Here is a 25,330-nt window from a genome sequence, read left to right as displayed (position 1 = left end):
GGGTCAGCCGGTGAACCGCGGGCCCAGCTCGCGGTAGTGCTCGACGGCCGGCGGCGCGGCGAAGAACGGCCCGACCAGGGCCCGCCAGCGGCCGAACCGCTCCGACTCCCGGAATCCGACCGTGTGCGCCTCGACCGACTCCCAGCCGACCAGCAGCAGAAAGGTCCGGGGCCGCTCCGCGCCGCGCAGCAGCTCCGCCCAGCGGAACCCGTCCGCCTCGGCGAGCACCTCGCGGGCCTTGCCGAAGACCTCCTCGAACTCCGCTTCCCGGCCTTCCTCGACGGTCAGCTCGGCATGCTCGACGATCACGGCGTACTCCTCGGTTCGGGGTGGCTCCGAGCCTGATCGGCGGTCCGTGCAGGGTCAACGGATCGAGTCATCGGCAAGGGGGACGTCATCCATCCCGGACGGCGATGGAGCCCCGGACGAGGGGGCGGGAGCCCGGGTGATGGCAGGCATCGCGGATGGCCATTTCCGCCGTCCGCCCGAGGTGCCTAGCGTCAGGAAACGAGCCCCCATCCGTACGAGGAGAGCCGCCCGTGCCCGAACCTTCCCCCTCTCTTGCCGGCCCCTTCGCGCTCGGCACCTTCCGCGGCGGCGCAGCCGCCTTCCCCGGCCTGGTCACGGGTGCGCGGGTGCGCGACCTCTCCGACCTGGTGACGTCGGTACGCGCCCTGGTCGAGGACTGGGACACCTGGCTGCCCCGGCTGCACGAGCTGGCCGACGACCCCGCGGGCACCCGGCACGACCTGGCCGACCTGTCGGTCCTCGCCCCGATCGAGCCCGGCCAGATCCTCCAGAGCGGCGCCAACTACCGCAAGCACGTGGTCGATCTGGTCGCCGCCGAGAAGGAGAGCGTGCACGGCGCCACCCCCGGGGAGGCCCGCGCGGACGCCGAGCGGATGATGGACGAACGGATCCGCGGCGGAGTCCCGTACGTCTTCCTCGGCTCCCCGCGCGCGATGTGCGGCCCCTACGACGACATCGTGCTGCCCGCGCTCGGCGAACAGCACGACTGGGAACTCGAACTCGCCCTGGTCATCGGCAGGCCGGGGAAGGACATCCCGGCCGAGGACGCCATGTCGCACGTCGCCGCCTACACGATCTGCAACGACCTCACCACCCGCGACCGCCTCTACCGGCCCGACCTCAAGGCCATCGGCACCGACTGGTTCACCGCCAAGAACGCCGACACCTTCCTGCCGACCGGCCCCTTCCTCGTCCCGGCGGACTTCGTCGGCGACCCGGGCGACCTGCGGATCACCCTGCGGCACAACGGGGTGGTCCGGCAGGACGAGTCCACCAAGGACATGATCTTCGACATCCCCCGCCTGATCGCCTACGTCTCCACGACCACCACCCTGCGCCCCGGCGATCTGCTGCTCACGGGCTCCCCGGCCGGGAACGGCGCCCACTGGGGGGTCTTCCTCACCCCCGGCGACGTGATCGACGCGGAGATCACCGGCCTCGGCCATCAGCGCAACACCGTCAGGAGCCACACATGAGCTTCCAGCCCATCACCCATCTGCGCCATGTCGACCTGGCCGTACCGGACTTCGACACCCAGCGCGCCTTCTACGGCACCACCTGGGGCCTGACCGAGGTCGCGAACGACAGCGGCATCGCGTTCTTCGCCGCCGAGGGCAGCCCGGAGCAGTACATCGTCCGGATCCGCGAGGACGAACGGAAGCGGATGGACCTGGTCGCCTTCGGGGCGGTGTCGGCCGCGGCGGTCGACGAGCTGGCGGTGCGGCTGGGCCGGGCCGGGGTGCGGATCATCCACGAACCCCGGGCGCTGGACACCCCCGGCGGCGGCTACGGGCTGCGCTTCTTCGACCTCGACGGGCGGGTCGTCGAGGTCTCGGCGGACGTGGCCACCCGCACCCACCGCAGGATCGAGGAGCGCGAGGCCGTCCCGGTACGGCTCTCGCACTGTGTGATCAACTCGCAGGACCCCGAGCGCCTGCGGGACTTCTACATCGAGCACCTCGGCTTCCGGCTCACCGACACCCTGTACTCCACGCACATGGGCGACCTCATGTACTTCCTGCGGTGCAGTCCCCTGCACCACTCCTTCGCCATCGCCCGCGGCCCCCATGTCTCCCTGCACCACGCCTCGTTCGAGATGCGCGGCGTCGAGGAGTACATGCGCGGCACCGGGCGGGCGCTGCGCGCCGGGACCCGGCTCACCTGGGGCCCCGGCCGCCATCTCGCGGGCGACAACACCTTCTCCTACTTCCACGACCCGCACGGCAACACCGTGGAGTACACCACCGAACTCGCCGTCCTCGAGGAGGACCTGTGGCACCCCGGCCGGCACGACGTGGACGACCCGATCACCCAGGACCAGTGGGGGACCGCCGACCCGATGAGCGAGTCGGTCGCCAAGGAGCAGTTCAACGACCCCGACGTGCTCTTCGAAGCGCCGCCCGTCTGATCCGCCGACCCGCGAACCCCCTCTGAGAAAGGCCGCAGTTGTGGCAGAGATCCTGAAGAACGCCGTGCCCGGGGCCGAGGTGGCCGCCTCCCTCGACCAGGTGCGCGAGACGGTGGCCGGTGTCATCGCGGACATCCGCGAGCGCGGCGACGCGGCCGTCCGCGCGTACTCCGAGAAGTTCGACAAGTGGAGCCCCGACTCCTTCCGGCTGAGCGACGAGGACGTCGAGAAGATCGTCGCCTCGGTGCCCCGGCAGGTCATCGACGACATCACCTTCGTCCAGGAGCAGGTCCGTGCATTCGCCCGCCACCAGCTGGCCTCCATGGGCGAGTTCGAGGTGGAGACACTGCCCGGCGTGAAGCTCGGGCAGAAGCACATCCCGGTACAGGCGACCGGCGCCTACATCCCCGGCGGCCGCTATCCGCTCACCGCCTCCGCCCATATGACCATCGTCACCGCCAAGGTGGCCGGCGTGCCGCGCGTGGTCGCCTGCACCCCGCCGATCCACGGCGAGATCCCCGCCGCCACCGTCGCCGCCATGCATCTCGCGGGCGCCGACGAGATCTGGCTCCTCGGCGGCGTCCAGGCGGTGGCCGCGATGGCCGTGGGCACCGACACCATGGAACCCGTCAACCTGATCGCGGGCCCCGGCAACGCCTATGTCGCCGAGGCCAAGCGCCAGCTGTTCGGCGAGATCGGCATCGACCTGTTCGCCGGACCGACCGAGATCCTGGTCCTCGCCGACGACCGTGCGGACCCGTTCGTCTGCGCGGTCGACCTGCTCTCCCAGGCCGAACACGGCCCGGACTCCCCGGCCGTCCTCATCACCACCTCCCGCGAGGTCGCCGAGAGGACCATCGCCGAGGTCGAGCGCATCCTCCCCGGCATGCCCACCCGCGACTACGCCGAGCCCGCCTGGCGCCACCACGGCCAGGTGCATGTCGTCGACTCGGTCGACGAACTGTACGAGCTCGCCGACGCGTTCGCCTTCGAGCACGTCGAGGTGCTCACGGCCGAGCCGCGCCTCGCCCTGGAGAGAATGACCCAGTACGGCGCCCTGTTCCTCGGCGAGGGCACCTGTGTGTCGTTCGGCGACAAGGTCATCGGCACCAACCACGTCCTGCCGACCCGCGGCGCCGCCCGCTACACCGGCGGTCTGTGGGTGGGGAAGTACCTCAAGACCGTCACCTACCAGGAGGTCACCGACACCGGCTCCCAGGCGCTCCTGGGGCGGCTGTGCGGCCGCGCGTCCAGGGTCGAGCTGTTCGAGGGGCACGCCCGCTCCGGTGACGTACGGGCCGCGAAGGCCGCGGGCGACGACCTTCCCTGGAACACCGCATGAGGCTCGACGGCCGTACGGCACTGGTCACGGGCGGCGGAGGGCCGCTGGGGCGGGCCTTCGCGCTCGCCCTGGCGGCGGCCGGGGCCCGGGTGGTCCTCGTCGGCCGCAACGAGCGGGCGCTCGCGGAGGCGGCGGCCCGCGTGGAGAAGGAGGGCGGCGCTGCCCGGACGGCCTTGTGTGATGTCTCCGACCCCGTATCGGTGCGCGCCCTCGCCGCCGAACTCGTCGACGAGGACGTCTCGTTGCTCGTCAACAACGCCGGAGTCGCGGGCCCGGTGAAGCCGTTGACGGACATCGAACCCGACGAGTGGGACGACGTGTTCGCCGCCAACGTCCGCGGGGTCTATCTGATGTGCCGGGCCTTCCTCCCGCCGATGCTGGCGGCCGGCCGCGGCGACGTCGTCAACGTGGCCTCCGTGAGCGGCAAACGCCCGCTGCTGCACCGCACCCCGTACACGGCCTCCAAGATGGCCCTGCTCGGCCTGACCCGCACCCTCGCGGGCGAGGTCGGCCCCCGGGGTGTCGCGGTCAACTCCCTGTCCCCGGGCCCGGTGCGCGGTCCGCGGATGGACCGCAACTTCCGGCTCACCGCCGAACTCACCGGCTGCACGGTCGAGGAGGCCGAACACGACTTCGCCTCCCGCGCGGCGCTGGGCCGCCTGGTCGAGGAGGACGAGGTCGCCCGGGCCCTGGTGGCCATGCTGGCGATGCCGGGCCTGTGCGGAGCCGACATCGACCTGTCGGCGGGGATGATCGCACCGGCCTGAGCGGAGACCGGAGCAGGTGTCGAAGGGGGCGGTGTCACACCGCCCCCTTCGTGCTTTCGCCACGCTGTGTGATCCCTGTCAACCCATCCGCCCGATCCGAGGCATCGGGTTCCGGGATGGGTGTGCGTCAGGGCTGTTCGCCTATTTCCAGGGCTGATTCACTCCCTCGTACGCACCCCAGGTGCCCCACGCGGAACCGTTGCCGCCCCCTGTCCGGCGGCCGGTTCGTCACATCGCGTGACGGTGTACTCGAATCCGTGGAAAGGCAAGTCATGACGCTGATGACCCGACGCTCCCTCCTGATCGCCGGCACCGCCACGGCCGGCGCCCTGCTGGTGCCCGTCGGTTCCGTGCAGGCCGCGCCGGTGACCTCGGGGCGGCAGCTGACGGTGGGCTCCGGCGAGACGTACGAGGTCGCCGCGACCACCCGGCTGAACCGGCTGACCCTGGCCGACGGCGGCACGCTCACCGCCCCCGAGGGACACGGCCTCACCCTGACCGTCGACGGCGTCGAGACCGGCCAGCAGCTGACCGCCACCGGCGGCACCGCCACCGTCGTCCGGCCCGGCACCTACCGCGGGGACGTCGTGCTGACCGTGGCGGTCGCGAACGACATCACCTACGAGACCCTCACCTTCCCCTTCCGGCAGGCGCTGTACGTCGACGCCGACGGTGTCGTACGGGACAGGTCGGTGCTGGCCGCGGTCCAGGGCGGCAGGCTCACCGACACCCTCGCCCGCAATGTGTCGATCACCTCCACCGGTGAGTGCTTCGACGGCGTCTTCGTGCAGGACGGCACGTACACGCTCCAGCGGCCCGTGATCTCCCTGACGGGCAACGGCCGGTGCGACTTCGCGGGGTACGGCGCGGCCGTCGTCGGCGACGGCTCCGCCACCACCCTCGTCGTCGAGGGCGCCCGCATCAGCACCAAGGGCGTGGTGCGCACCGCGGTCATCTCCAACGACGGCGCCAACGTCGTCGTCAAGGACTCCACGCTGCACACCCGCAACGGCACGCTGCCCGCCGACTACCAGGCCACCGTCGAGACCCCGTACACGCAGTCCGTGCCGTGGATGCTCGGCCTGGACGGCAACGTCCGCGCCACCAACCTCATCGGGAAGAACAGCAGGGCCACCTACCTCAACTCCACGGTCTTCTCGGAGACCTGGGGCGCCCTGTCGGTGGAGGGCGGCAGCGGGCTGAAGCTGACGGCGGTCAACAGCCATGTCGGCAACACCGGCGCGTACGGCTACGGCACCTACGCCATCGGCGACGCCACCGTCCGCGTCCTCGGCTCCCGCTTCGACGTGGGCAGCTACGCCACCATCATCGCGGGCCCCGCGGCCGTCGTGCACTACGGCGACAGCACCCGTGACGCCGTCGCCGCGCTCAACACCGAGCTGGAACTCGGTCTGTCGGCGGCCGAGCTGAAGGCGCTGCCCGTCCGCACCACGGTCGTGAACTCCGGGCACTTCGGCTACATGTTCTTCGGCGCGGGAAGCCTCACCCTCGACGGCGGCACCGTCATCAACTCCGCGCGCGCCACCTTCCTCAACAAGGGCCAGCAGACGGCCATCACGGTCGACGGCTCGAAGGGCGCCCGCCTCAACCCGGCGGACGGGGTCATCCTCCAGATGATCGAGCTGGACGACCCGGGTCCGGTCAACGTCAACGGCAAGATGATGAACGTCGGCGTCTACACCGAGCCGACCACCGACCCCACCAAGGACGCCTCCTTCGACGTCACCGCCGTCCACTCCGCCGACGGCGCCGCCACCTTCACGGACATCAAGCTGAAGGGCGACTTCTACAACGGCATGCGCAAGGGCAAGAACATGGTCCTCACCTTCGACGGAGCCACCCTCGAAGGCGTGATCTCGGCGACGCGGACCAAGCACCGGGTGTCGTCCATCGACGCCTCCACCTTCTACGAGCTGGGCATCGTCACCAACACCGTCCAGGCCGCCGTCAACAACGGCGCGATCGTCACCCTGACCGGCGGCTCCACCTGGACGCTCACCGGCACCTCGTACCTGACCTCCCTCACCCTGGCCGCCGACGCGGCCGTGAAGGCGCCGCGCGGCAAGGCGGTGACCCTGACCGTGGACGGCACGGTCACCGCGATCACCCCCGGCAGCACCTACACGGGCGCGCTCACCCTCACGGTCGCCTGACCGGGGGAGCGGCCCTTCAGGAGGCGGAGGCCGACCGGGCCTCCGCCTCCCGCACGATCGCGTCGAACCGCGCCCCCATGGCCTCCGCGAGCGCCTGGAGGCCGGACAACGGCCGGACCATGACGGTCAGTTGGTCGATCAGTCCCTCCTCGTCCAGATGGATGAAGTCACAGCCGGTCAGCCGCTTCTCGCCCACCCGCGCCGTGAACACCAGCGCATGGTCGCGCCCCTCGCCCCCGGTGAGCTCACGCTCGTACCGGAAGTCCTCGAAGACCTCCGACACCGCGCGCAGGATCGCCGCGGTGATGGCCCTGCCGGGGTACGGCTTGAAGACGGCCGGGCTGCTGAAGACCACGTCCTCGGCCAGCAGCGCCTCGACGGCCCCGAGATCGCCTGCCTCGACCGCCTCACGGAACGCGCGCATCGGATCCCCTCACTGTCATAATCAATTTGTTTACTAGGTGCGGCTGACAATAATCACCCGCTGCTACCGTGTCCACATGTCCCTCAAGTACGCCGTCCTGGCCGCCCTCCTGGAAGGCGAGGCCTCGGGCTACGAGCTGTCCAAGCTCTTCGACGTCTCCTTCGCGAACTTCTGGTCCTCGACGCCTCAGCAGCTCTACCGCGAGCTGGAGCGGCTCGCGCAGGACGGGCTGATCGCGGCACGGGTGGTGGAGCAGGAACGCCGGCCCAACAAACGGATGTTCACCCTCACCGAGGCCGGCCGGACGGACCTGGACGCCTTCGCCGCCACCGCGCCCCGCAGACCCACCGCGATCCGCGACGAACTCCTCATCAAGATCCAGGCGGTGGACGGCGTCGACCCCGCGGCGGGCCTCGCGCTGATCGAGGAGCGGCTCGGCTGGTCCCGGGCCAAGCTGGCCCGCTATCTGCGCGTCCGGGAGCGGCTGCTCGCCGGGCGCACCGAAGACGAGTACCTCGCGGGAACCGACCGGATCGGGCCGTACCTCACCCTGATGGCGGGGATCGGCTTCGAGGAGGAGAACATCCGCTGGTGCGAGCGCGCGAGCGTGCTCATCGGGCGCCGGGCCGCCGTAGGCTGAGGGCGATGTTCAGTCCCCAAGGTCCCAGCCTGCGCGAACTCGCCGTCCAGGCCCTGTCGTCCGTCGAGCACGGCTACGACCTCCTCGCGCCCAAGTTCGACCACACCCCCTTCCGTACCCCGGACTCGGTGCTGTCCGCCGTGACCGCCGCCCTGAAGGAGTCCGGCCCCCACGACGACGGCCTCGACCTGTGCTGCGGCACGGGCGCCGGCCTGGACGTCCTCGCGAGCGTGTGCACGCGCAGCGCGACCGGCGTCGACTTCAGCGCGGGCATGCTCGACGAGGCCCGTGGACGCGCACCCGGGACGGGGGTGCCGGTGTCCTGGGTGCGCGCGGACGCCCGCGCCCTGCCGTTCACGGCCGCCTTCGACCTGGTCGTGAGCTTCGGCGCGTTCGGACACTTCCTGCCGCGCGAACTGCCCGGTCTGTTCGCCCAGGTGCACCGGGTGCTGCGGCCGGGCGGACGCTTCGCGTTCCCCGTGCTCGCCCCGCCCCGCCCCGCGGACCCCGCCTTCTGGATGCTGCTCGGCTTCGACGCCGTGATGCGGGTGCGCAACGCCGTGTGGCGGCCGCCGTTCGTGATGTACTACCGCGCCTTCCGGCTCGGCGAGGTGCGGCGGGAGCTGGAGCGTGCCGGGTTCCGCGTGGACCTCCGTGCGCTGCCCGAGTTCGGCTCGCGCGGCGACGGCAGCCCACGGGTCCGTATGGTCGAGGCCCGCCGCGTGGCGTGAGGGGCGGGCCGGAGCGGTCACAAGGCGCTGTACAGGGCGTCGACCAGGGCCATCTTGCGCGGGTCGTCCGAGATCCTCGGCCCCATGCGGTTCATGACATAGCCGAGCGACACCCCGGCCTCCGGATCGGCCAGCCCGCAGGAGCCGCCGAACCCGTCGTGGCCGACCGCGCGCGGATTGGGCCCGTAGGAGCCGTCCGCGCCGCTGAGCCACAGCCCCAGCGCGACCTCCGTGTCGTGCGCCAGCCCGACGCCCAGCACCAGGTCCCGGCAGGCCCCCTGCCCCTCGCGCACCCGCTCGGCCGCCTCGGGCGAGAGCACCCGGTGGCCGCCGTGGGAACCGCGCCCGGCGACGACACCGTAGAGCGCCGCGACCGCGCGGGCCGTGCCGTGGCCGTTCGCCGCCGGGATCTCGGCGGCCCGCCACGCGGGCGAGTTGGCCTCGGCGGCGCCGACCATCGGATTGGCCAGGGCGGCGAGCGCCGCAGGCGCCAACTGGGCGAACACGGCGGCCTGTTCACTGGCCGGCGCAGCCTGCGGAGGCACCAGCTCGGCGACCCGCCCCGCCTCCTTCTCGGGCAGCCCGATGGTGAAGTCGATCCCGAGCGGCCCGGTCACCTCCCGCTCCAGGAACGCCCCCGGCAGCAGCCCCGACACCCGCCGGACGACCTCCCCGACCAGGAAGCCGTAGGTGAACGCGTGATAGCCGGACCGGGTGCCCGGCTCCCACCACGGCTCCATCGCCGCGAGGCGGGCGGTGGTCGTCCCCCAGTCGTAGAACTCCTCCAGCGAGTGCGGCTCGCGCAGCCCGGACAGTCCCGCCCGGTGCGACAGCAGATGCCGTACCAGCACCTTCTCCTTGCCCGCCGCCGCGAACTCCGGCCAGTACGCGGCGACCGGCGCGTCCAGGTCGAGCAGCCCGCGGTCGGCCAGGATGTGCGCGCACAGCGCGGTGGGGCCCTTCGTCGTCGACCAGACGTTGACCAGGGTGTCCCGCTCCCACGCGCGCGTGCGCGCCGCGTCGGCCCAGCCGCCCCACAGGTCCACCACCGGCACCCCGTCGACCGTGACGGCCACCGCGGCGCCCAGCTCGCCCCGGTCGCGGAAGTTCTCCTCGAACGCCGTGCGCACCGCCGCGAAACGCGCGTCGCAATGGCCGTGAACCTGTGGCACGTGCTCGGACATGGGACCTCCGTCGTACGCCGGAACCCCGGACCGCCACCGCGCGGCCCGGGCTCCCTGAACGTACCGACTGGTCGGACTGGTGGGAAGGGGTGTGCCGCGTCCTCAGGCGTACGCGCGCAGCCAGCGCACCTTGGCCGCCTCCTGGTAGGGGCCGCCGCCCTCGTGGTCGTTGAATTCGTACACCTCGATCGCCTTGTCCTCCCCCGCCCAGGCGTTGAACGCGGCGAACACCGTCGACGGCGGGCAGGTCTGGTCCTCCAGCGCCGCCGAGAACAGGGCGGGCGCGGTGCCGCGCGCCGCGAAGTGGACACCGTCGAAGTAGGACAGGGTGCGCAGCGCGTCCTGGGTGCGGCCCCGGTGCGTCTTCAGGAACAGGCCGATCTCACGGTACGGGTGACGGTCCGTCAGCGTCGCCGCCCGCGGGAAGTCGCACAGGAACGGCACGTCCGGCGCGACCGCCGCCAGGTCCGGTACGAGACCGCCGACGGCGATCGTGATACCGCCGCCCTGGCTCCCGCCCAGCGCCACGGTCCGGCTCGCGTCGGTCAGCGGGTGCGACCGGGCCGCCTCCACCGCGCGCACCGCGTCCGTGTACACCCGGCGGTAGTAGTAGTGCTCCGGCGCGTCGATGCCCCGGGTCATGAAACCGGGGTAGGAGGGCGCGCCGCCCACCGGATCGGCGGTGCCACCGCCGCCGCCCCAGGCGCTGCCCTGGCCCCGGGTGTCCATCACGAAGTGGGCCCGGCCGGTCGACGCCCACAGCAGGTTCTCGTGCGGCAGCCCGCGCCCGCCGCCGTACCCGATGAACTCCACGACCAGCGGCAGCGGCCCCTCTGCGGCGGCCGGCACCTTCAGCCAGCCCTTCACCGGGTGCCCGCCGTACCCCGCGAACGTCACGTCGTACACGTCGACCGTCGACAGGCCGGTCTCGACCCGCTCGAAGCGTGCGTCCAGGTCGTGCTCGCGGGCCTCCTGGAGCGTCTTGGACCAGAAGGCGTCGAAGTCCTGCGGTGCGGCGGACTCGCTGCGGTACTCGTGGAGCTCCTCGAGGGACAGGTCGAACAGGGCCATGAAGGACCGCCTTTTTGTCAAGTGGCCATACGAATGATCACACCGTACGTGCCCCTCGGCGGGCCTCGCCAGACCGTGTCGCCGGCCCTGTCGCCGTCCTCCTCAGGCGGGCCTGCGCCGCGTCCACTCCGGTTCCGTGCGCGCCCATTCCCGGTCCCACTCGTCGAGCCGGTGGCGCATCGCCGTCCGGCGGATCACGGCGTGGCCGAGCAGCACCAGGGCGGCGGTCCCGCCCGCCGCGCAGGCGCCCATGGTGAGGGTGTGCTGCCAGACCGCCGTACCGGTCGGCGGCGGCGGAACGCTGCGGCCGTGCGCGTCGAACCACACGTCCACCAGATCCCCCTTGTGCGTGCCCTCGGGCACCCGGGCCTCGGCCGTGCGCGCCGTCCCGCCCGGCGGCGTCCAGCTCACGGTCACCCGGTACGTCCGCTGCCGCACGCCGTCCGCCGAGGGCAGGTTCTCGGGCACCCGGCCGACGACCTCGGCCCGCACCCGGTGCCGCTCGGTGCGCTGCTGGACCGCGACGGTCTGCGCCTCGTCGTGGGCCCACAGGCCGGCCACCGCCCCGGCCAGCGGCACGGCGACCAGCAGCAGCACGGCGACGGCCAGCGCCGTCCACGCCTCCACCACGTCCGACCGGCGCCGCAGCGGATTCTTCCGCCACCGCCAGCCATGCATCCGGCTTCGCATGTCGACCTCCTCGCCGTCACGCGAGTGCCCACATGAAAGTGGTACCCCCATTGGAGTGCATCCGCGACCCGGAGCCGATCCCGGGCCCGACGGGGAGCCGGATGCGCGGAGCTGCCGACGCGGGTCCGGCCGCTCAGCCGAACCGTTCGATCCGGATACGCTCCACCGGCTGTCCGGCGGCCACCAGCAGCCGTGAGGCGTGCTCGGCGAAGGCGTTGGACCCGCACACGTACGCCTCCCAGCCCCCGGCCGGAAGCTCCGCGAAGACCGGGGCCAGATGCGCGGCACCCAGCCGTCCCACGGGTACGCCCGCCGGCGCCCGCCGGGTGAAGACGGGCGTGGTCTCGGCGCCGTACTCGCGTGCGTAGATCAGCTCCTCGGGGCCGCGCGCGGACACCAGCAGCCGCAGCGGCACGTCCAGGGCGCGCGCCCGCCGGTGCCGGATCATCGACATCAGCGGTACGACGCCGGAGCCGGCGCCGATCAGCAGCGCGGGCCGGTCCCCGGGCCAGGCGAAGAAGCCGCTGAGCGGACCCCGCACCTCGACCCGGTCGCCCACCCGTGCCTGCGTGTGGAACCAGCCGGAGACCTCGCCGCCCTCGACGTGGTCCAGGGTCAGTTCGACGTGCCCCGCGTCGTCGGGCGCGGAGGCCAGGGAGTAGTGCCGCTGGGCGGTGTAGCCGTCGCCGGCGGTCAGCCGCAGCATCAGGTGCTGGCCGGGCAGATGCCCCGCCCAGGCCGGCACGGCGAACCGGAAGGTCGCCGCGTGGGGGGTCTCACGGCGGATCCCGGTGAGCGTGGCCGTCTGCCACACGGCGGCGGCCCGGTTGCTCACCGCGATCCGGCCGGGCACGGCGAACCGCGTCGGCGGCACGAAGGAGGGCGGGGCGGTGGTCTCAGTCACCGGAGTACCTCTGCTCCTCCCAGGGGTTGCCCCGCTCGTGGTAGCCGTTCTGCTCCCAGAAGCCCGGCTCGTCGTGGTCGAGCAGCCTCAGGCCCGCGATCCACTTGGCGCTCTTCCAGAAGTACAGATGCGGCACCAGCAGCCGGGCCGGGCCGCCGTGCTCCGCGGCGAGCGGCTTGCCGTCGTACTCCCAGGCGATCCAGGCCCGCCCGCCGGTGAGATCGCCCAGCGGCAGGTTCGTGGTGTACCCGGTGTGCGAGTACGCCACGGCGTGCGTCGCCGACGCGTGCACCCCCACCACATCCAGGAAGGCGTCCAGCGACACACCCCCGAACCGCACCCCGAACTTCGACCAGCTGGTCACACAGTGGATGTCACCCTCGTACGCCGACCCCGGCAGTGTGTGCGCCTCGTCCCAGTCCCAGGTGCGGGCCTCCCGGACCAGCCCGTCGATCCGGAAGGTCCAGTCGGCGGGGGAGAGGTCCGGGGTGACCTCGGCGGAGAGCACGGGCCAGTCGTCGCCCGCGTCGTACTGCCCCGGCGGAAGACCGGGGTGGTCGACACGGGCGCGCCCGGTGAAGCCTCGGGTGACGTTCATGCTTCAACCGTACGCTGTCGTCATGGGTGCTCCGCCCCAGGTCAGCGCACCCATCATTGCGGCCGTATGAACACTGCCCGGCCCCGGGAATAGCCACCGGGCGCCGCTCCTTGGCGATCGGTGCCGGGGCCCGTGCTCCGGACGCAGCGCAAGGAGAGTGAGGAAGAAGATGCCCAAGGCGTACGTCTTCACGCGGTACGGCGGACCGGAGACCGAGGCGTTCGTGGACGTGGACCGGCCGAGCCCCGGCCCCGGGGAGGTCCTCGTCGCCGTGCGCGCCGCCGGGGTGAACCCGGTCGACTGGAAGCTCCGCCAGGGCTACCGGCGCCCCGGCGACAGCGCCGAGCGGGTGTTCCCCTCGGTGCTGGGCAACGAGGTGTCCGGCGTGGTCGAGGAGACCGGCGAGGGCGTCACCGGGTTCGCGCCCGGCGACGAGGTGTTCGGCACCGCCGTCGCGGGCGGCTACGCCGCGTACGCGCTGCTCGCGGCCGACATCACCGCGCACCGGCCCGCCGCCCTGTCCGCCGCCGCCGCGGCCACCCTCCCCGTGGCCGCCGCGACCGCCTACGACGGCGTCCACCAGCTCGGCCTGCCCGCCGGCGCGACGCTCCTGGTGACGGGTGCGGGTGGCGGTGTGGGCGTGGCGGCGGTGCAGATCGCCCGCGCCCTCGGGGTGCGGGTCGTCGGTGTCGCGGGCGAGGGCAAGAAGGCCCTCCTGGAGTCGCTCGGCGTGGTCCACGTCCCCTCGGGTCCCGGCTGGGCCGCACGGGTCCGGGCCGCCGCCCCGGACGGGATCGACGGGGTCTACGACCTCGTCGGCGGCGAGGTGCTGCACACCGCGGCCGCCCTGGTGAAGGACCCCGCGCACCTGATCACCGCCGGTGCGCCGGCCGAGGAGGTCGAGGCGCTGGGCGGCGCCCGGGTGCTCCGGGCCCGCAGCGCGGACGTCCTGCGGGCCGTCGCGGACCTGGTCGTCGCCGGGGACCTGGACCCCCACATCACCCGGACCTTCCCGCTGGAGCGGGCCGACGAGGCGCTGCGCGAGGTCGAGAGCGGGCATGCCCAGGGCAAGATAGTGATCGAGGTCGCCGGATGAGCGCGCACGTCCTGGACAACCCCGCGCTCGCCTCCCTCACCGGGCCGCACGCGCACTTCGCCGAGCGCCGGGGCCGGGTGCTGCGCTACCCGGTGGACGTCTCGCCCTGGCTGGCCCTGCCGGACGACCCGGACGCCGACGACTGGGCGGACCTCGCGGCCCTCGCCGGTCCCGGCGCGGAGGTGCCGCTGCCCGGCTTCCGGGGCGAGGTCCCCGAGGGCTGGGAGATCACCTTCCGGGTGGAGGGCGTCCAGCTCGTCGACGACGGTCTCGCGGCGGCCCCGGATCCGGAGGCGGTCCGCCTCGGTCCTGCGGACGTCCCCGAGATGCTCGATCTGGTCGCCCGCACCCAGCCCGGACCGTTCGAACGGCGCACCGTCGAACTCGGCACCTATCTCGGCATCCGCCGAGACGGCGCCCTGATCGCCATGGCCGGCGAGCGGCTGCACCCGCCGGGCTGGACCGAGATCAGCGCGGTCTGCACCGACCCTGCCCACCGCGGCGAGGGCCTCGCCACCCGGCTGATCCTCGCCGTCGCCCACGGCATCCGCGCCCGTGGCGAGACCCCGTTCCTGCACACCGGCGCGGGCAACGCCGGCGCCATCCGCCTCTACGAGTCCCTGGGCTTCCGGCTGCGCCGCCGGACCGCGTTCCTGGCGGCACGGACACCGGAGCGGCCGGGGGCGCTGGTGCCGTAGACGGGAGGCGCGTCGGGCGCGAGCGGCGCGGCGATCACCCGTGAGCCGATCAGGCGTCCGCCCGCCGGACCGTGACCTCGTACTGGTCGACCGCGCCCTCCCAGCGGATGACGAGCCCCTCATCGGTCTCCTCGTCCTCCTCCTCGTACTCTTCCTCGTCCTCCTCGGCGTCCGTCTCCCCGTCCGCCGTGGCGTAGCGGCTCAGGGCCAGGTCGTGCGATTCCGGGTCGCAGAACGCGGCCAGATAGTCGCGCAGCGCGTCGTCCTGGACGGCGGCGACCCGCTCGTGCGCCTCCTCGTCGACCTCGTCCGCCGCGTCACCGAGACCGGCGGGCACGTCGTGCGGGCCGGTCGCGGCGTGCAGTCCGGTGGCTGCGCGCAGCGCGTCGAGGAGGCTGTCGCCGGAGGCTATCCGCGCCTCCCACACCGTCCAGGCCCTGCCGGGCAGGCCGTCGGCGGCGAGGTCGACGCCGTGCCGGGCGGCGAGCCGGCCCAGCTCGGCGCCGGACAGCAGATCGTCGTGGTCCCGACCGAGCGCGACGAGTTCCTCGGCGAGCCCGGCGGGGAACGCACCCGGAACCACGGTGAACAGGGACCGGCCGGCGTCGAACACCAGGACCGTCTCGTCACAGTCACCGGGCGGCGTCAGCAGCAGATGGTCCAGGCGCACGGGCTCCTCACCGGCCAGCGCCGCGCGGTCCACCCAGGCGGGTTCCCGGTCCAGCTCGCTCTCGGCGAGGAAGTTGCCCGTGTAGTAGGCGCCGTAGGGAACGTCCGGGAACGAGGAGAGCGGACGGCCGACCACCTCGCCGAGGGCCTGGGCGAGGGTGTCCCGCCAAGCGTCGGCGGTCGGGGTCGGGTGGGCGTCGGACATGGGCGAACTCCCGGGATGCGGCGCAAGAGTGACGTACAGGAGGAAGTGAACCGCACGGCACTGACATCCGGGGCCGGGCCGGTCAGTCGACGGGCGGGGTGCCCCAGGCGTTGTACCGGACCAGATACTCCGCGAACCGCTCCAGGTCCCCCTGTGGCCACGCGGCGAGCCGTTCCCGGAAGGCCGCGCGGCGGCTCTCGGTGACCTGGGCGAGGATGCGGCGGCCGGCTTCGGTGAGATGGAGGAGCTGGACGCGGTGGTCCGCGGGGTCGACCCGGCGCTCGATCAGGGCCGCCCGCTCCAGGGCGGCCACCTGGCGGCTGACCGTCGACTTGTCCAGGGCGTGCAGCGCGGCCAGGTCCGTGGCGCGGCACCCGCCGCTCTCCTCCAGATGCCCGAGAAGGGTGTACGACACCAGCGACAGCTCGGGATGCAGCCGGCCGGCGGAGGCACGGGCCCGCCGGGCGAAGACCGTCATCTCCCGCTGGATGGTCTCCACGGCCTCGGCTGCTTGCATGGGGGCTCCCTCACGTTCTTGGTTGCATTCTACAACTCCGGGAGCGGGGGTGCTAAGGTGATCGACCGGCCGTGGACCTCATGGCCCGTGCGACGCGAGGAGGTGAGACCGATTACCGCCGTTCGTTTCCCCGAAAGGTGTTCTTCCTTCGATGTCTCTCTCCTCTCTTTCTTCTTCCTCCTCCCGTGACGCCGTCGTCGCCGCGCTGCGCGCCGCCGGGTGCGTCTTCGCCGAGGACGAGGCGGAGCTGATCCTCTCCACCGCCCGTACGCCCGCCGAACGCGACGCCATGGTGGCCCGCCGCGTGGCCGGGCAGCCGCTCGAACTCGTCGTCGGCTGGGCCGAGTTCCGCGGGCTGCGGATCACCGTCGAACCCGGTGTCTTCGTGCCCCGCCGCCGTACCGAGTTCCTCGTCGAACAGGCCCTCGCGCACGCCCCGCACGCCTCGGTCGTCGTGGACCTGTGCTGCGGGTCGGGCGCGGTCGGCGCCGCTCTGGCCGCGGCGCTCGGCGAAGTGGACCTGCACGCGGCCGACATAGACCCGGCGGCGGTGCGCTGCGCCCGGGCCAATGTCGCCGCCCACGGCGGCCACACCCATCAGGGCGATCTGTTCGAGGCGCTCCCCGGCCGGCTGCGGGGCCGGATCGACATCCTGGCCGCCAATGTGCCGTACGTCCCCACCGGCGAGGTCCCCCTGCTGCCCGCGGAGGCCCGCGAGCACGAGCCCCGCACCGCCCTGGACGGCGGCGGCGACGGACTCGACGTGCTGCGCAGGGTCGCCGCCGGGGCGCCCGAATGGCTGGCGCCCGGCGGGGTCCTCCTGGTGGAGACCAGCGAGCGGCAGGCCCCGGCCGCCGTGGAGGCCTTCGCCCGGGCCGGTCTGACGGTCCGTCCGGCCGAGGACGAGGAACGGTACGCCCACGTCGTGCTGGGGACCCGGGTCAGGTAGCGGCGCCGCTGCCCGTGGGGCCGGGGGAGCTGTCGTCCCCGCGGTTCCACGGGCCGTGTCCCGGGAAGCCGCCGTGCCGGTCGTCCTTGTCCGGGCCACGGCCGCGGAAGCCGGAGAAGTCGCCGGAGACGACCCGGTCCGCCGTGTAGGTGTCGCCCGAGCGGGAGCCGACGACGACCACCGTGTCGCCCTTCTTCAGCGCGGACGCCCCGGAGCCGGACGTGCCGTCGGTGCGCACGGTGGTGTCCGCACCGACCGTCCAGGTCCACGAGGTGCCGTCCTCGCTCTTCACCGTGACCCGGTCGCCGTCCACCTTCTCGACCGTGCCGCGCTGCCAGACCCGTACGACCCACTTGCCGGTGTCGCGGTCCTTCACGGTCGCCTCGCCGTGCGCGGCGTCGCCGCCGAACCCGAAGCCGAACCAGGGGCCGCCGCGTCCGTGTCCGCCGTCGGGCCCCTCGGACGGCGACGACGGCGCCGTGGCCGACGGGGACGCCGAGGGGGAGCCGTCGGACGAGCCGCCCGAGGCCGCCGCGTAGGCGACAGTGCCGCCGAGGGCCAGCACCGCGACGGCCGTGGCCGCGATCACCGCACGACCGCGCACCGAACGGCGCCACGGACGGGCGGCCGGCGATCCCGGCGCGCGTTCCTCGCCGCCCGGCCCCGAGAGCACCTCGACCTCGTCCGGCTCTTCCGGCTGCTCATGCTCCTGCATCACGGCTCACCTTCCTCGGCCCGCCCGGCGGGCACGGCGGGAAACGGCTGGCACTCCTCAGTGTGATTGTCGGATCAGTGCGATAAGGAAGCGGTAATAAAACCCTGTGAATCGGACCGCCGGGCTCTCAGCCGCGGGCCCGCGCCACGAGAAGGGCCACGTCGTCGTGGTTGTCGGGGTGGTGCAACGCGGTCAGCAGATGGTCGCAGAGCTCCTCCAGGGGGCGCTTCGGGTCGTCGAGGAGCGCGAGCAGCGCATCCAGGCGCTCGTCGAGGGAGTGCACCCGGGTCTCCACCAGCCCGTCCGTGTACAGCACCAGCTGGTCGCCGGGCGCGAACGCGACCTCGGTCGTGGAGAAGGCGACCCCGCCCACGCCCAGCGGCGCGCCCGTGGGCAGCTCCAGCAGCTCCGGCGGCACCCCCGGGCGTACCCGGGCCGGCGGCAGATGCCCGGCGTTGGCGATGCGGCAGCGGCCCAGCCGGGGTTCGTGGACGGCGTACACACAGGTGGCGATGGAGTGGTCGAGGCCCTGGGTGATCCGGTCGAGGTGCTCCAGGAGCACCGCCGGGTCGAGATCGAGGGAGGCCAGGGTGGTCGTCGCGGTGCGCAGCCGGCCCATCGCCGCGGCGGCGTCGATGCCGCTGCCCATCACGTCGCCGACGACCAGCGCGGTCTTGCCGTCCTCGAGCGGGATGACGTCGAACCAGTCCCCGCCGACCTCGGTGGTGGCGTCGGCCGGCTGGTAGCGCGAGGCGACCTCCAGGCCGCCGGTGACCGGCGGGTGGCTGGGCAGCAGGCTGCGCTGGAGGGTGAGCGCGGTCGTCCGGGCGTTCTGGTACCAGCGGGCGTTGTCGATCTGCACGGCCGCGCGGGCCGCCAGCTCGCGGGCGAGCAGCAGGTCGTCCCGGCCGAACGGCAGCGGGTTGTGGATCCGCTGGAGGTCCAGCGCGCCGAGCACCTCGCCGCGGGCGATCAGCGGGACGGCCATCCAGGAGTGCACCCCGGCACGGGCCAGCAGCGCGGCGGCCTCGGCGGAGGGCGCGATCCGGGCCAGGTCCCCCTCCTCGACCCGTGCGATCACGACCGGCTGCCCGGTGCGCACGCACTCCGTGACGAGCTGGTCGGGGTCGTAGCGGACCACCTGGCCGGCCGGGTCGGCGGCCCGCAGGGCCTCGGGTGCGTCGACGGCCCGCACCGCGAGGCAGCGGATGGCGGCCGCCTCGGCGGGGTGGAGACCGAAGGGGCGGCCCGCCACCACGTCGTCGAGCAGGTCCACCGAGGCCACGTCCGCCAGTTCCGGCACGGCGACCTCGGCCAGCTCGCGGGCCGTGCGCTCCAGGTCCAGGGTGGTGCCGATACGGGCCGAGGCGTCGGCGATCAGCGCGAGTCTGCGCCGGGCCGCCTCGGCCTCCAGGCCCGCCCGGTACTGGTCGGTGACGTCGACGACCGAGGCGGCCACACCCAGCACGGTGCCGCGCGAGTCCTCCAGCCGGTACAGCGAGACCGCCCACGCGTGGTCGTGGTCCGGGTCGGCCGGGGTCCGGCCGACCGTGGACCGGTCGACGAGCGGCTCCCCGGTCCGCAGCACCTCCCGCACCGCCGCCTCCAGCGCGTCCGCGTTCATCGCGGGCAGCACCTCGCGGATCCGGCGGCCGAGGTGCTCCTCCGGCGGCAGACCGTTGATCCGCGCCAGCGCCGGATTGACCGAGACGAACCGCAGGTCCGGGTCGACCACGGCCAGACCGATGGGGGACTGGGCGACCATCCGGGTGGACAGCGCCACGTCCCGCTCCAGCCGGCGCACCGTCGACTGGTCCGCCGCGAGTCCCAGGGCGTAGACCGTGCCCTGGTCGTTGACCAGCCGCATGTTGCGGAACTCCACCATCCGGGTGGAGCCGTCCTTGCGGCGGACGGGGAACGCCCCGGCCCAGCTCTGGCCGGTCACCATGACGTCGGCGAACAGCTTGACCACCAGGTCGACATGGCGCTCGTGGATCATCACCTGGGCCGCGTACCGCCCCAGCGCCTCGTCCGCCGTGTAGCCGAACAGCTCCTCGGCCTGCGGGCTCCACAGCACGACGCGCCCCTTGGTGTCGAGCACCACCGAGGCCACGTTCAGTACGTCCAGCAGCCCGCTGGGCAGGGCGGGGGCGCCGCCCGCGGCGCTGGACGATCCGGCTGCCGCACTCATGCCACGCACCGCCTCCGCGCCTTGCCGAGGCACGCTGTCCCCTGTGCCGACTCCCCCTGTTCCAGGGCGGTCAATCCTTTTCTCCCACGGATCGGGGCGTTCTTCTCCATGCTCCTCCAGTACGCGGGCGGACGCCGTTTCGCCTCAAGACGGGACAGAGTCCGTCGCAGGGCCGGACCGGCACCCCGCGTGTGGTCGTCGCGTCGCCCGCCTCGCTGGTCCTGCCCGGAAAGTGGTGGTTTTCTGGGGTGGTGACGCGGTGTGCGGGGTACCCGCCCGGCCGTGCCACCGCACGAGAGGAGCGATCACGATGGACCGTGCACGACCGCACGAGGAGCCCGTCTCCCTCGAGATCAGTGGATGCAGCAAGGAGGACGCGCGGATCGTCTTCGACACCCTCTGCGCCTGCTTCGAGTCCGACCGCGGCCCCGACGAGGTGCCGCAGCAGCTCCACGAGACCCGTCCGATGGTGTGGCTGGGCACCTTCGAGGTCACCGAGACCCACGCGTGCCCGGCGCCCGCCCGGCTCTCGTCCTCCGTCGAGGCCGACGCCCAGGGCGGCTACTGGGCGATCGAGCGGCTGCGCTCCACGCTCGACTCGATGTTCTCGGTACGCGACCTCGCCTCGGCCTCGGGAGACCAGGAACGCGAACTGCACGTTCTCCTGGAGAGCAGGTGAGTGCCGCACGTCACCCCTGAACTTGTTTTGCAACTAGTTGCATAAACCGTGCGCGGTCCTCTAGAACTGGAGGCGAACACCGCCGCGCACGGAGGCCGCCATGAGCCGTTACCCCCATCTGCTGAGCCCGCTCGACCTGGGCTTCACCACGCTGCCCAACCGCGTCCTGATGGGCTCGATGCACGTCGGCCTGGAAGAGGCCGACGGCGGCTTCGACCGCATGGCGGAGTTCTACGCCGCCCGGGCCCGCGGCGGAGTGGGCCTGATCGTCACCGGCGGTATCGCCCCCAACGACGAGGGGCGCCCGTACGAGGGCGGCGCCAAGCTCACCACCGAGGAGGAGGCGGAGCAGCACCGGACGATCACCGAGGCCGTGCACCGCGAGGGCGGCCGGATCGCGATGCAGATCCTGCACTTCGGCCGCTACGCCTACCACCCGGACCTGGTCGCCCCGAGCCCCCTCCAGGCCCCCATCAGCCCCTTCCCGCCCCGTGAGCTCACCGACGCCGAGGTCGAGCGCACCGTCGACGACTACGCCCGCACCGCCCGCCTCGCCCGGCAGGCCGGCTACGACGGCGTCGAGATCATGGGCTCCGAGGGCTACCTCGTCAACGAGTTCATCGCCGCCCCGACCAATCACCGCACCGACCGCTGGGGCGGCTCGTACGAGAACCGCATGCGCTTCCCCGTGGAGATCGTGCGCCGGGTGCGCGAGGCGGTCGGCGAGGACTTCATCGTCGTCTACCGGCTGTCCATGCTGGACCTGGTGCCCGGCGGCTCCACCCTGGACGAGGTGGTCACCCTCGCGAAGGCCGTCGAGGAGGCCGGCGCGACCCTCGTCAACACCGGCATCGGCTGGCACGAGGCCCGGATCCCCACCATCGCGACCTCCGTGCCGCGCGGCGCCTACACCTGGGTGACGAAGCGGCTGATGGGCGCGGTGACCATCCCGCTCGTCACCACCAACCGCATCAACACCCCCGAGCTCGCCGAGCAGTTGCTCGCCGAAGGCCGCGCCGACATGATCTCCATGGCCCGGCCGATGCTCGCCGACCCCGACTTCGTGAACAAGGCCGCGGCCGGCACACCCGAGGCCATCAACACCTGCATCGGCTGCAACCAGGCCTGCCTGGACCACACGTTCAGCGGCCGGATCACCTCCTGCCTGGTCAACCCGCGCGCCTGTCACGAGACCGAACTCGTCCTCTCCCCGACCCGGCTGCGCAAGCGCGTCGCGGTCGTCGGCGCCGGACCGGCCGGCCTCGCCTGCGCGGTGTCGGCGGCCGAACGCGGCCATGACGTCACGCTGTTCGACGCCGCGGACGAGATCGGCGGCCAGCTCAACGTGGCCCGCAAGGTCCCCGGCAAGCAGGAGTTCGACGAGACGCTGCGCTACTTCCGCCACCAGCTCGACGCGCACGGAGTGGAGGTCCGCCTCAACACCCCCGTCGCCGCGGACGACTTGGCGGGCTACGAGGAGGTCGTCGTCGCCACCGGAGTCGCCCCGCGCACCCCCGACATCCCGGGCGTCGACCACCCGAGCGTCGTCGGCTACCTCGACGTCCTGCGCGACGGCGCGCCCGTCGGCGACCGGGTGGCGATCCTCGGCGCGGGCGGCATCGGCTTCGACGTCGCCGAGTTCCTCACCGACGGCGGCGACGGGGCGAGCGAGGACCCGGCCGTGTACTTCCGCCAGTGGGGCGTCGACATGGACTACGCGGACCGCGGCGGCCTCGCCGCCCCCGAGCGCCCCGCCCCGCCGCGCACGGTCCACCTCCTCCAGCGCAAGACCAGCAAGGTCGGCGCAGGCCTCGGCAAGACCACCGGCTGGATCCACCGCACCGAGCTCAAGCACCGGGGCGTCACCATGGTCCCGGGCGTGCGCTACGACCGGATCGACGACGCCGGCCTGCACATCACCGTCGGTGACGAGAGCACGGTCCTGGAGGTCGACACCGTCGTGCTGTGCACCGGCCAGGATCCGCGCCGCGACCTCTACGAGGCCCTGCTCGCCACCGGCACGAAGGCCCACCTCATCGGCGGCGCCGACGTGGCCGCCGAACTCGACGCCAAGCGCGCCATCAAGCAGGGCACCGAGCTGGCGGCGGCACTGTAGGCCCGTAGGGGCCCCTCCCTAGGATGACCCCATGTCACTCCCGCACGCGATCCTCACCGCCCTGCTCGAGAAGCCGTCCTCGGGGCTGGATCTGACCCGCCGGTTCGACAAGTCGATCGGATACTTCTGGTCGGCGACGCACCAGCAGATCTATCGCGAGCTCGGGAAGCTGGAGGCCGAGGGCCACATCCGCGCGCTGCCCGCCGCGCAGCCGGCCCGGGGGCAGAAGAAGGCCTACGAGGTCCTGCCCGCGGGCCGCGCCGAACTGGCGCGGTGGACGGCCGCGTCGCAGGACCCCAAGCCGCACCGTGACGCGCTGCTGCTCAGGCTCCGCGCCGCGGCCGTGGTCGGCACCGCGGGCCTGGAGGCCGACCTGGGCCGCCATCTGGAGCTGCACCGGCGGCAGTTGGCCGAGTACGAGGAGATCGAGAAGCGCGACTTCCCGCCCGGTGACGACAGCGCGCAGGCCAGGCTGCAACACCTGGTCCTGCGCGCGGGCATCGAACTGGAGACCTTCTGGATCCAGTGGCTCACCGAGGCACTGAAGGAGCTGCCACGCGTGGAGGACACCCCCTAGGGGCCCCGAGGGGGGCGCGTTCTACAGGCGGTACGGCTTTGCGCGGCGGCGCAGGAACCAGGCCGCCGCGATCACCCCGACGCCCACCAGCGCACCGCCCACCCCCATCGTCACCGGGCCGACGTCCCGGGCCGCGCCGCCCAGCCCGCCCATCACACCCCGCGACGGCGAGGCGGACGCCGTGGCGGAGATCGTCGGGGTGGACGGGGCCGACACGATCACGGACTGGGTGCCCGCGGTGGTGCCGTTGGAGCACATGACGACCACGGTGTAGGTGCCGGGGGAGACGCCCGACCAGGCGGCGGACTGGCTGACGGTCGTGCCCGACAGCGCCACCTGGCGCCCCTGGGCGAAGCTCGCCTGACCGCTGCTCAGCAGCGCGGCGGTGCCCCAGCTGCCGTTGATCTGGGTGCAGGCGCTGGTCACCACCGACACCGTGGAGCCGGTCGTGCTCACGGAGATGCCGGAGACCGCGGCCGCCGGCTGTGCGGTCAGGACGACCGACAGCACGGCGGCGGCTGCCACGGCCGGTCCCGAGCGGAGAAGAAGACGGGAAGTGCGCATCGGATGCCCTCCGGCGGCACGGTTGGCGGTACATCCCTTGCGCCGCCGAGGGGTCGGGTACGCCCGTGCTGCCTCAGAGGCAGCCAATGTGCCCCCGGACCGGGCCGCACCCGGACCGCATCCGGGCAGGTGACGGATTCCTTCGGACGGCCCACGAAGCGGGCGCCGGCCGCCCGGCCGGTCAACTCCCGGTCGTCACCGTCCGCTCCGGCGAGTACGCCCCCCACGTCCCGTCCGGCAGCCGCGCCCGCAGCCGCACCCGGTGGCTGACCCCCTTCTCGCGCCCGAGGTAGAAGCTGTACGTCGCCCTGCCGCGCGGGGGCGTCCCGCCCCACACCAGCGAGGTGACCGCCGCGCCGTCGAGCCGGATCCCGTACTCCGTGACCACACCGTCCACCGGGGGCGCCACCCAGGACAGGTCGAGGTAGTACGCCCCGTCGGCCGCGCGGTGGGCCGCGGCACGGAAGCCGGAAGGCGCCGTACCCGTTCCCTCGTCGGCGCCGGGCGGCGTGGTCACGCGCACGGCCGGGCCCGCCGGGGACAGGTTGTCGGCGGCGTCCCGGGCCCGGACGGTGAACGCGTACGCGGTGCCCGGCCGCAGCCCCGTCACGACGGTCGCCGTCTGGCCCCCGCCGACGCTGTGGATCCGCGCGCCGCCCTGGTAGACGTCGTACGAGACCACCGTGCCGTCGTCCGCCGAGGCCGACCAGGACAGCTGGACCGCGCGGCTCCCGGCGGCCCGGCCGGTGACCCGGCCCGGGCGGGTCGGCGCCGAGGTGTCCGCCGGAGCAGCCGCCGGGGTCGTCGCCCGCACCCGCCGGCCGGGCGGCCCGAGCCTGCCGTCACCGTCGCGGGCCCGCACGGTGAAGACGTAGGAGGTGGCCGGCGCGAGCCGGACGACGTCCAGCATGTGCGCGGAGCCGGGCACGTCGGCGACCTTCGCGGTGCCCCGGTAGACCTCGTAGACGTCGACCGGCGGATCGGCGGCGACCGCGTTCCACATGACGTGCACACTGGTCGCGCTCCCGGCCCGGGCGGTCACCCCCGTGGGGGCGCCCGGGGGCCGCTCCCCGTCCCCGCCGCCGGCCGAGCACCCGCACGACACGGCCAGCGCCAGCCCGCACAGCACCACACGGCGCACGGTTTCGCCTCCCGGGGACCGACACACACCGGTATTGGTCCGGACCAATATGGCGTGGGGGTGCGGGCGCGGCAAGATGGCGAACACATGAAGACGGCCGCTGGGTCCCGGGGGTTGCGTGACCGCTCAGGAAAGTTACGTATGCTGAACCTCCTCCCGGCCCGAACTCTCCTTGAGGGAGGTCGAGTTCCGGCCGGTGGCGCGGACCGCTGTCGTCGCTGTTCCCGCGCCGGCACAGCGGGCCGGGGGGT

26 protein-coding genes are annotated in these 25,330 nt (G+C 73.0%); 13 read left to right on the top strand and 13 right to left on the bottom strand.

The annotated features are described in order from the left end of the window. Nucleotides 1–3: 3 nt before the first annotated feature. The gene (locus ABZ490_RS02265; RefSeq protein ID WP_358983054.1) at nucleotides 4–309 is read right to left on the bottom strand and encodes an antibiotic biosynthesis monooxygenase; all 306 of its coding nucleotides are present in this window, start codon (nucleotides 307–309) and stop codon (nucleotides 4–6) included. Between the two features lie 230 nt (nucleotides 310–539). On the opposite strand from ABZ490_RS02265, the gene ABZ490_RS02260 reads away from it, so the two are divergent. The 5 genes from ABZ490_RS02260 to ABZ490_RS02240 all read left to right on the top strand — a co-directional run bounded on the left by ABZ490_RS02260 (nucleotide 540) and on the right by ABZ490_RS02240 (nucleotide 6,720). Continuing rightward, nucleotides 540–1,505, top strand: coding sequence for a fumarylacetoacetate hydrolase family protein (locus ABZ490_RS02260; protein WP_358983051.1), 966 nt, complete (start codon nucleotides 540–542; stop codon nucleotides 1,503–1,505). Continuing rightward, nucleotides 1,502–2,437 carry a VOC family protein gene (locus tag ABZ490_RS02255; protein WP_358983048.1) on the top strand — a complete coding sequence of 312 codons (936 nt, stop codon included), beginning with the start codon at nucleotides 1,502–1,504 and terminating at the stop codon, nucleotides 2,435–2,437. Before ABZ490_RS02260 ends, ABZ490_RS02255 begins: the two co-directional genes overlap by 4 nt. Nucleotides 2,438–2,477: 40 nt before the next feature. Further along, nucleotides 2,478–3,779, top strand: coding sequence for a histidinol dehydrogenase (hisD, locus tag ABZ490_RS02250; protein ID WP_358983046.1), 1,302 nt, complete (start codon nucleotides 2,478–2,480; stop codon nucleotides 3,777–3,779). Beyond that, the gene (locus tag ABZ490_RS02245) at nucleotides 3,776–4,546 is read left to right on the top strand and encodes an SDR family NAD(P)-dependent oxidoreductase (protein ID WP_358983044.1); all 771 of its coding nucleotides are present in this window, start codon (nucleotides 3,776–3,778) and stop codon (nucleotides 4,544–4,546) included. Before hisD ends, ABZ490_RS02245 begins: the two co-directional genes overlap by 4 nt. Nucleotides 4,547–4,818: 272 nt before the next feature. Continuing rightward, entirely contained in the window at nucleotides 4,819–6,720 is a 1,902-nt protein-coding gene (locus ABZ490_RS02240) for a hypothetical protein (protein WP_358983042.1), read from the top strand. Nucleotides 6,721–6,736: 16 nt separating this feature from the next. On the opposite strand, the gene ABZ490_RS02235 is transcribed toward ABZ490_RS02240, so the two are convergent. Then, the gene (locus ABZ490_RS02235) at nucleotides 6,737–7,144 is read right to left on the bottom strand and encodes a nuclear transport factor 2 family protein (protein ID WP_358983040.1); all 408 of its coding nucleotides are present in this window, start codon (nucleotides 7,142–7,144) and stop codon (nucleotides 6,737–6,739) included. A gap of 76 nt (nucleotides 7,145–7,220) precedes the next feature. Between ABZ490_RS02235 and ABZ490_RS02230 the strand changes: the two genes are divergently transcribed. Beyond that, nucleotides 7,221–7,784 carry a PadR family transcriptional regulator gene (locus tag ABZ490_RS02230; RefSeq protein ID WP_358983038.1) on the top strand — a complete coding sequence of 188 codons (564 nt, stop codon included), beginning with the start codon at nucleotides 7,221–7,223 and terminating at the stop codon, nucleotides 7,782–7,784. A gap of 5 nt (nucleotides 7,785–7,789) precedes the next feature. Next, the gene (locus ABZ490_RS02225) at nucleotides 7,790–8,515 is read left to right on the top strand and encodes a class I SAM-dependent methyltransferase (protein ID WP_358983036.1); all 726 of its coding nucleotides are present in this window, start codon (nucleotides 7,790–7,792) and stop codon (nucleotides 8,513–8,515) included. 17 nt (nucleotides 8,516–8,532) lie between these two features. Here the strand turns inward: ABZ490_RS02225 and ABZ490_RS02220 are convergent, their stop codons facing one another. From ABZ490_RS02220 to ABZ490_RS02200, 5 genes are all read right to left on the bottom strand, one after another. Next, nucleotides 8,533–9,699 (bottom strand): serine hydrolase domain-containing protein, encoded by a 1,167-nt coding sequence (locus ABZ490_RS02220; protein ID WP_358983034.1) that lies wholly within the window; start codon nucleotides 9,697–9,699, stop codon nucleotides 8,533–8,535. Between the two features lie 102 nt (nucleotides 9,700–9,801). Continuing rightward, nucleotides 9,802–10,770 carry an acetylxylan esterase gene (locus ABZ490_RS02215; RefSeq protein ID WP_358983032.1) on the bottom strand — a complete coding sequence of 323 codons (969 nt, stop codon included), beginning with the start codon at nucleotides 10,768–10,770 and terminating at the stop codon, nucleotides 9,802–9,804. 102 nt (nucleotides 10,771–10,872) lie between these two features. Further along, complete coding sequence (locus ABZ490_RS02210) at nucleotides 10,873–11,460, bottom strand: hypothetical protein (RefSeq protein ID WP_358983030.1); 588 nt, start codon at nucleotides 11,458–11,460, stop codon at nucleotides 10,873–10,875. Nucleotides 11,461–11,593: 133 nt separating this feature from the next. Further along, nucleotides 11,594–12,364 carry a ferredoxin reductase gene (locus ABZ490_RS02205; RefSeq protein ID WP_358983029.1) on the bottom strand — a complete coding sequence of 257 codons (771 nt, stop codon included), beginning with the start codon at nucleotides 12,362–12,364 and terminating at the stop codon, nucleotides 11,594–11,596. Further along, entirely contained in the window at nucleotides 12,357–12,962 is a 606-nt protein-coding gene (locus ABZ490_RS02200) for a sulfite oxidase-like oxidoreductase (RefSeq protein ID WP_358983027.1), read from the bottom strand. Before ABZ490_RS02200 ends, ABZ490_RS02205 begins: the two co-directional genes overlap by 8 nt. A 169-nt stretch (nucleotides 12,963–13,131) precedes the next feature. Here ABZ490_RS02200 and ABZ490_RS02195 point away from each other — a divergent pair, with 169 nt between their 5' ends. Both ABZ490_RS02195 and ABZ490_RS02190 read left to right on the top strand, forming a co-directional pair. Next, the gene (locus ABZ490_RS02195) at nucleotides 13,132–14,058 is read left to right on the top strand and encodes an NADP-dependent oxidoreductase (RefSeq protein WP_358983588.1); all 927 of its coding nucleotides are present in this window, start codon (nucleotides 13,132–13,134) and stop codon (nucleotides 14,056–14,058) included. After that, nucleotides 14,055–14,756, top strand: coding sequence for a GNAT family N-acetyltransferase (locus ABZ490_RS02190; RefSeq protein WP_358983025.1), 702 nt, complete (start codon nucleotides 14,055–14,057; stop codon nucleotides 14,754–14,756). Before ABZ490_RS02195 ends, ABZ490_RS02190 begins: the two co-directional genes overlap by 4 nt. A 49-nt stretch (nucleotides 14,757–14,805) precedes the next feature. Here the strand turns inward: ABZ490_RS02190 and ABZ490_RS02185 are convergent, their stop codons facing one another. Together ABZ490_RS02185 and ABZ490_RS02180 are read right to left on the bottom strand one after the other, a co-directional pair. Further along, nucleotides 14,806–15,630, bottom strand: coding sequence for a hypothetical protein (locus ABZ490_RS02185; RefSeq protein WP_358983022.1), 825 nt, complete (start codon nucleotides 15,628–15,630; stop codon nucleotides 14,806–14,808). An 82-nt stretch (nucleotides 15,631–15,712) separates the two neighbouring features. Beyond that, nucleotides 15,713–16,147, bottom strand: a complete 435-nt coding sequence (locus ABZ490_RS02180) for a MarR family winged helix-turn-helix transcriptional regulator (protein ID WP_358983020.1) — start codon at nucleotides 16,145–16,147, stop codon at nucleotides 15,713–15,715. Nucleotides 16,148–16,298: 151 nt separating this feature from the next. On the opposite strand from ABZ490_RS02180, the gene ABZ490_RS02175 reads away from it, so the two are divergent. After that, entirely contained in the window at nucleotides 16,299–17,096 is a 798-nt protein-coding gene (locus ABZ490_RS02175; protein ID WP_358983018.1) for a putative protein N(5)-glutamine methyltransferase, read from the top strand. Here ABZ490_RS02175 and ABZ490_RS02170 read toward each other — a convergent pair. Then, nucleotides 17,089–17,811 carry a hypothetical protein gene (locus tag ABZ490_RS02170; protein WP_358983016.1) on the bottom strand — a complete coding sequence of 241 codons (723 nt, stop codon included), beginning with the start codon at nucleotides 17,809–17,811 and terminating at the stop codon, nucleotides 17,089–17,091. The two genes, ABZ490_RS02175 and ABZ490_RS02170, sit on opposite strands and share 8 nt — an antisense overlap. Before the next feature lie 127 nt (nucleotides 17,812–17,938). After that, nucleotides 17,939–20,002, bottom strand: a complete 2,064-nt coding sequence (locus tag ABZ490_RS02165; RefSeq protein ID WP_358983014.1) for a SpoIIE family protein phosphatase — start codon at nucleotides 20,000–20,002, stop codon at nucleotides 17,939–17,941. A 310-nt stretch (nucleotides 20,003–20,312) separates the two neighbouring features. Between ABZ490_RS02165 and ABZ490_RS02160 the strand changes: the two genes are divergently transcribed. From ABZ490_RS02160 to ABZ490_RS02150, 3 genes are all read left to right on the top strand, one after another. Next, complete coding sequence (locus tag ABZ490_RS02160) at nucleotides 20,313–20,681, top strand: hypothetical protein (protein WP_358983012.1); 369 nt, start codon at nucleotides 20,313–20,315, stop codon at nucleotides 20,679–20,681. 100 nt (nucleotides 20,682–20,781) lie between these two features. Next, nucleotides 20,782–22,797, top strand: coding sequence for an NADPH-dependent 2,4-dienoyl-CoA reductase (locus ABZ490_RS02155; protein ID WP_358983010.1), 2,016 nt, complete (start codon nucleotides 20,782–20,784; stop codon nucleotides 22,795–22,797). A 31-nt stretch (nucleotides 22,798–22,828) separates the two neighbouring features. Further along, nucleotides 22,829–23,374, top strand: coding sequence for a PadR family transcriptional regulator (locus ABZ490_RS02150; protein ID WP_358983008.1), 546 nt, complete (start codon nucleotides 22,829–22,831; stop codon nucleotides 23,372–23,374). 21 nt (nucleotides 23,375–23,395) lie between these two features. On the opposite strand, the gene ABZ490_RS02145 is transcribed toward ABZ490_RS02150, so the two are convergent. Both ABZ490_RS02145 and ABZ490_RS02140 read right to left on the bottom strand, forming a co-directional pair. Continuing rightward, nucleotides 23,396–23,938 carry a hypothetical protein gene (locus tag ABZ490_RS02145; RefSeq protein ID WP_358983006.1) on the bottom strand — a complete coding sequence of 181 codons (543 nt, stop codon included), beginning with the start codon at nucleotides 23,936–23,938 and terminating at the stop codon, nucleotides 23,396–23,398. 181 nt (nucleotides 23,939–24,119) lie between these two features. Next, nucleotides 24,120–25,079 (bottom strand): fibronectin type III domain-containing protein, encoded by a 960-nt coding sequence (locus ABZ490_RS02140; protein ID WP_358983004.1) that lies wholly within the window; start codon nucleotides 25,077–25,079, stop codon nucleotides 24,120–24,122. Nucleotides 25,080–25,330 lie beyond the last annotated feature (251 nt).

Source organism: Streptomyces sp. NPDC005811, assembly GCF_040630405.1.
In the GTDB taxonomy this organism is placed as follows: domain Bacteria; phylum Actinomycetota; class Actinomycetes; order Streptomycetales; family Streptomycetaceae; genus Streptomyces.
The sequence above is the reverse complement of the archived record's forward strand: the minus strand, read 5'-3'. Positions and strand labels throughout refer to the sequence as shown.

Coding starts and splice junctions, on each gene's coding strand:
- ABZ490_RS02255 (WP_358983048.1), top strand. CDS start 1,502: ATGAGCTTCCAGCCCATCACCCATCTGCGCCATGTCGACCTGGCCGTA.
- ABZ490_RS02245 (WP_358983044.1), top strand. CDS start 3,776: ATGAGGCTCGACGGCCGTACGGCACTGGTCACGGGCGGCGGAGGGCCG.
- ABZ490_RS02240 (WP_358983042.1), top strand. CDS start 4,819: ATGACGCTGATGACCCGACGCTCCCTCCTGATCGCCGGCACCGCCACG.
- ABZ490_RS02235 (WP_358983040.1), bottom strand. CDS start 7,144: ATGCGCGCGTTCCGTGAGGCGGTCGAGGCAGGCGATCTCGGGGCCGTC.
- ABZ490_RS02230 (WP_358983038.1), top strand. CDS start 7,221: ATGTCCCTCAAGTACGCCGTCCTGGCCGCCCTCCTGGAAGGCGAGGCC.
- ABZ490_RS02225 (WP_358983036.1), top strand. CDS start 7,790: ATGTTCAGTCCCCAAGGTCCCAGCCTGCGCGAACTCGCCGTCCAGGCC.
- ABZ490_RS02220 (WP_358983034.1), bottom strand. CDS start 9,699: ATGTCCGAGCACGTGCCACAGGTTCACGGCCATTGCGACGCGCGTTTC.
- ABZ490_RS02215 (WP_358983032.1), bottom strand. CDS start 10,770: ATGGCCCTGTTCGACCTGTCCCTCGAGGAGCTCCACGAGTACCGCAGC.
- ABZ490_RS02210 (WP_358983030.1), bottom strand. CDS start 11,460: ATGCGAAGCCGGATGCATGGCTGGCGGTGGCGGAAGAATCCGCTGCGG.
- ABZ490_RS02200 (WP_358983027.1), bottom strand. CDS start 12,962: ATGAACGTCACCCGAGGCTTCACCGGGCGCGCCCGTGTCGACCACCCC.
- ABZ490_RS02195 (WP_358983588.1), top strand. CDS start 13,132: ATGCCCAAGGCGTACGTCTTCACGCGGTACGGCGGACCGGAGACCGAG.
- ABZ490_RS02190 (WP_358983025.1), top strand. CDS start 14,055: ATGAGCGCGCACGTCCTGGACAACCCCGCGCTCGCCTCCCTCACCGGG.
- ABZ490_RS02185 (WP_358983022.1), bottom strand. CDS start 15,630: ATGTCCGACGCCCACCCGACCCCGACCGCCGACGCTTGGCGGGACACC.
- ABZ490_RS02180 (WP_358983020.1), bottom strand. CDS start 16,147: ATGCAAGCAGCCGAGGCCGTGGAGACCATCCAGCGGGAGATGACGGTC.
- ABZ490_RS02175 (WP_358983018.1), top strand. CDS start 16,299: ATGTCTCTCTCCTCTCTTTCTTCTTCCTCCTCCCGTGACGCCGTCGTC.
- ABZ490_RS02170 (WP_358983016.1), bottom strand. CDS start 17,811: ATGCAGGAGCATGAGCAGCCGGAAGAGCCGGACGAGGTCGAGGTGCTC.
- ABZ490_RS02165 (WP_358983014.1), bottom strand. CDS start 20,002: ATGAGTGCGGCAGCCGGATCGTCCAGCGCCGCGGGCGGCGCCCCCGCC.
- ABZ490_RS02160 (WP_358983012.1), top strand. CDS start 20,313: ATGGACCGTGCACGACCGCACGAGGAGCCCGTCTCCCTCGAGATCAGT.
- ABZ490_RS02155 (WP_358983010.1), top strand. CDS start 20,782: ATGAGCCGTTACCCCCATCTGCTGAGCCCGCTCGACCTGGGCTTCACC.
- ABZ490_RS02150 (WP_358983008.1), top strand. CDS start 22,829: ATGTCACTCCCGCACGCGATCCTCACCGCCCTGCTCGAGAAGCCGTCC.
- ABZ490_RS02145 (WP_358983006.1), bottom strand. CDS start 23,938: ATGCGCACTTCCCGTCTTCTTCTCCGCTCGGGACCGGCCGTGGCAGCC.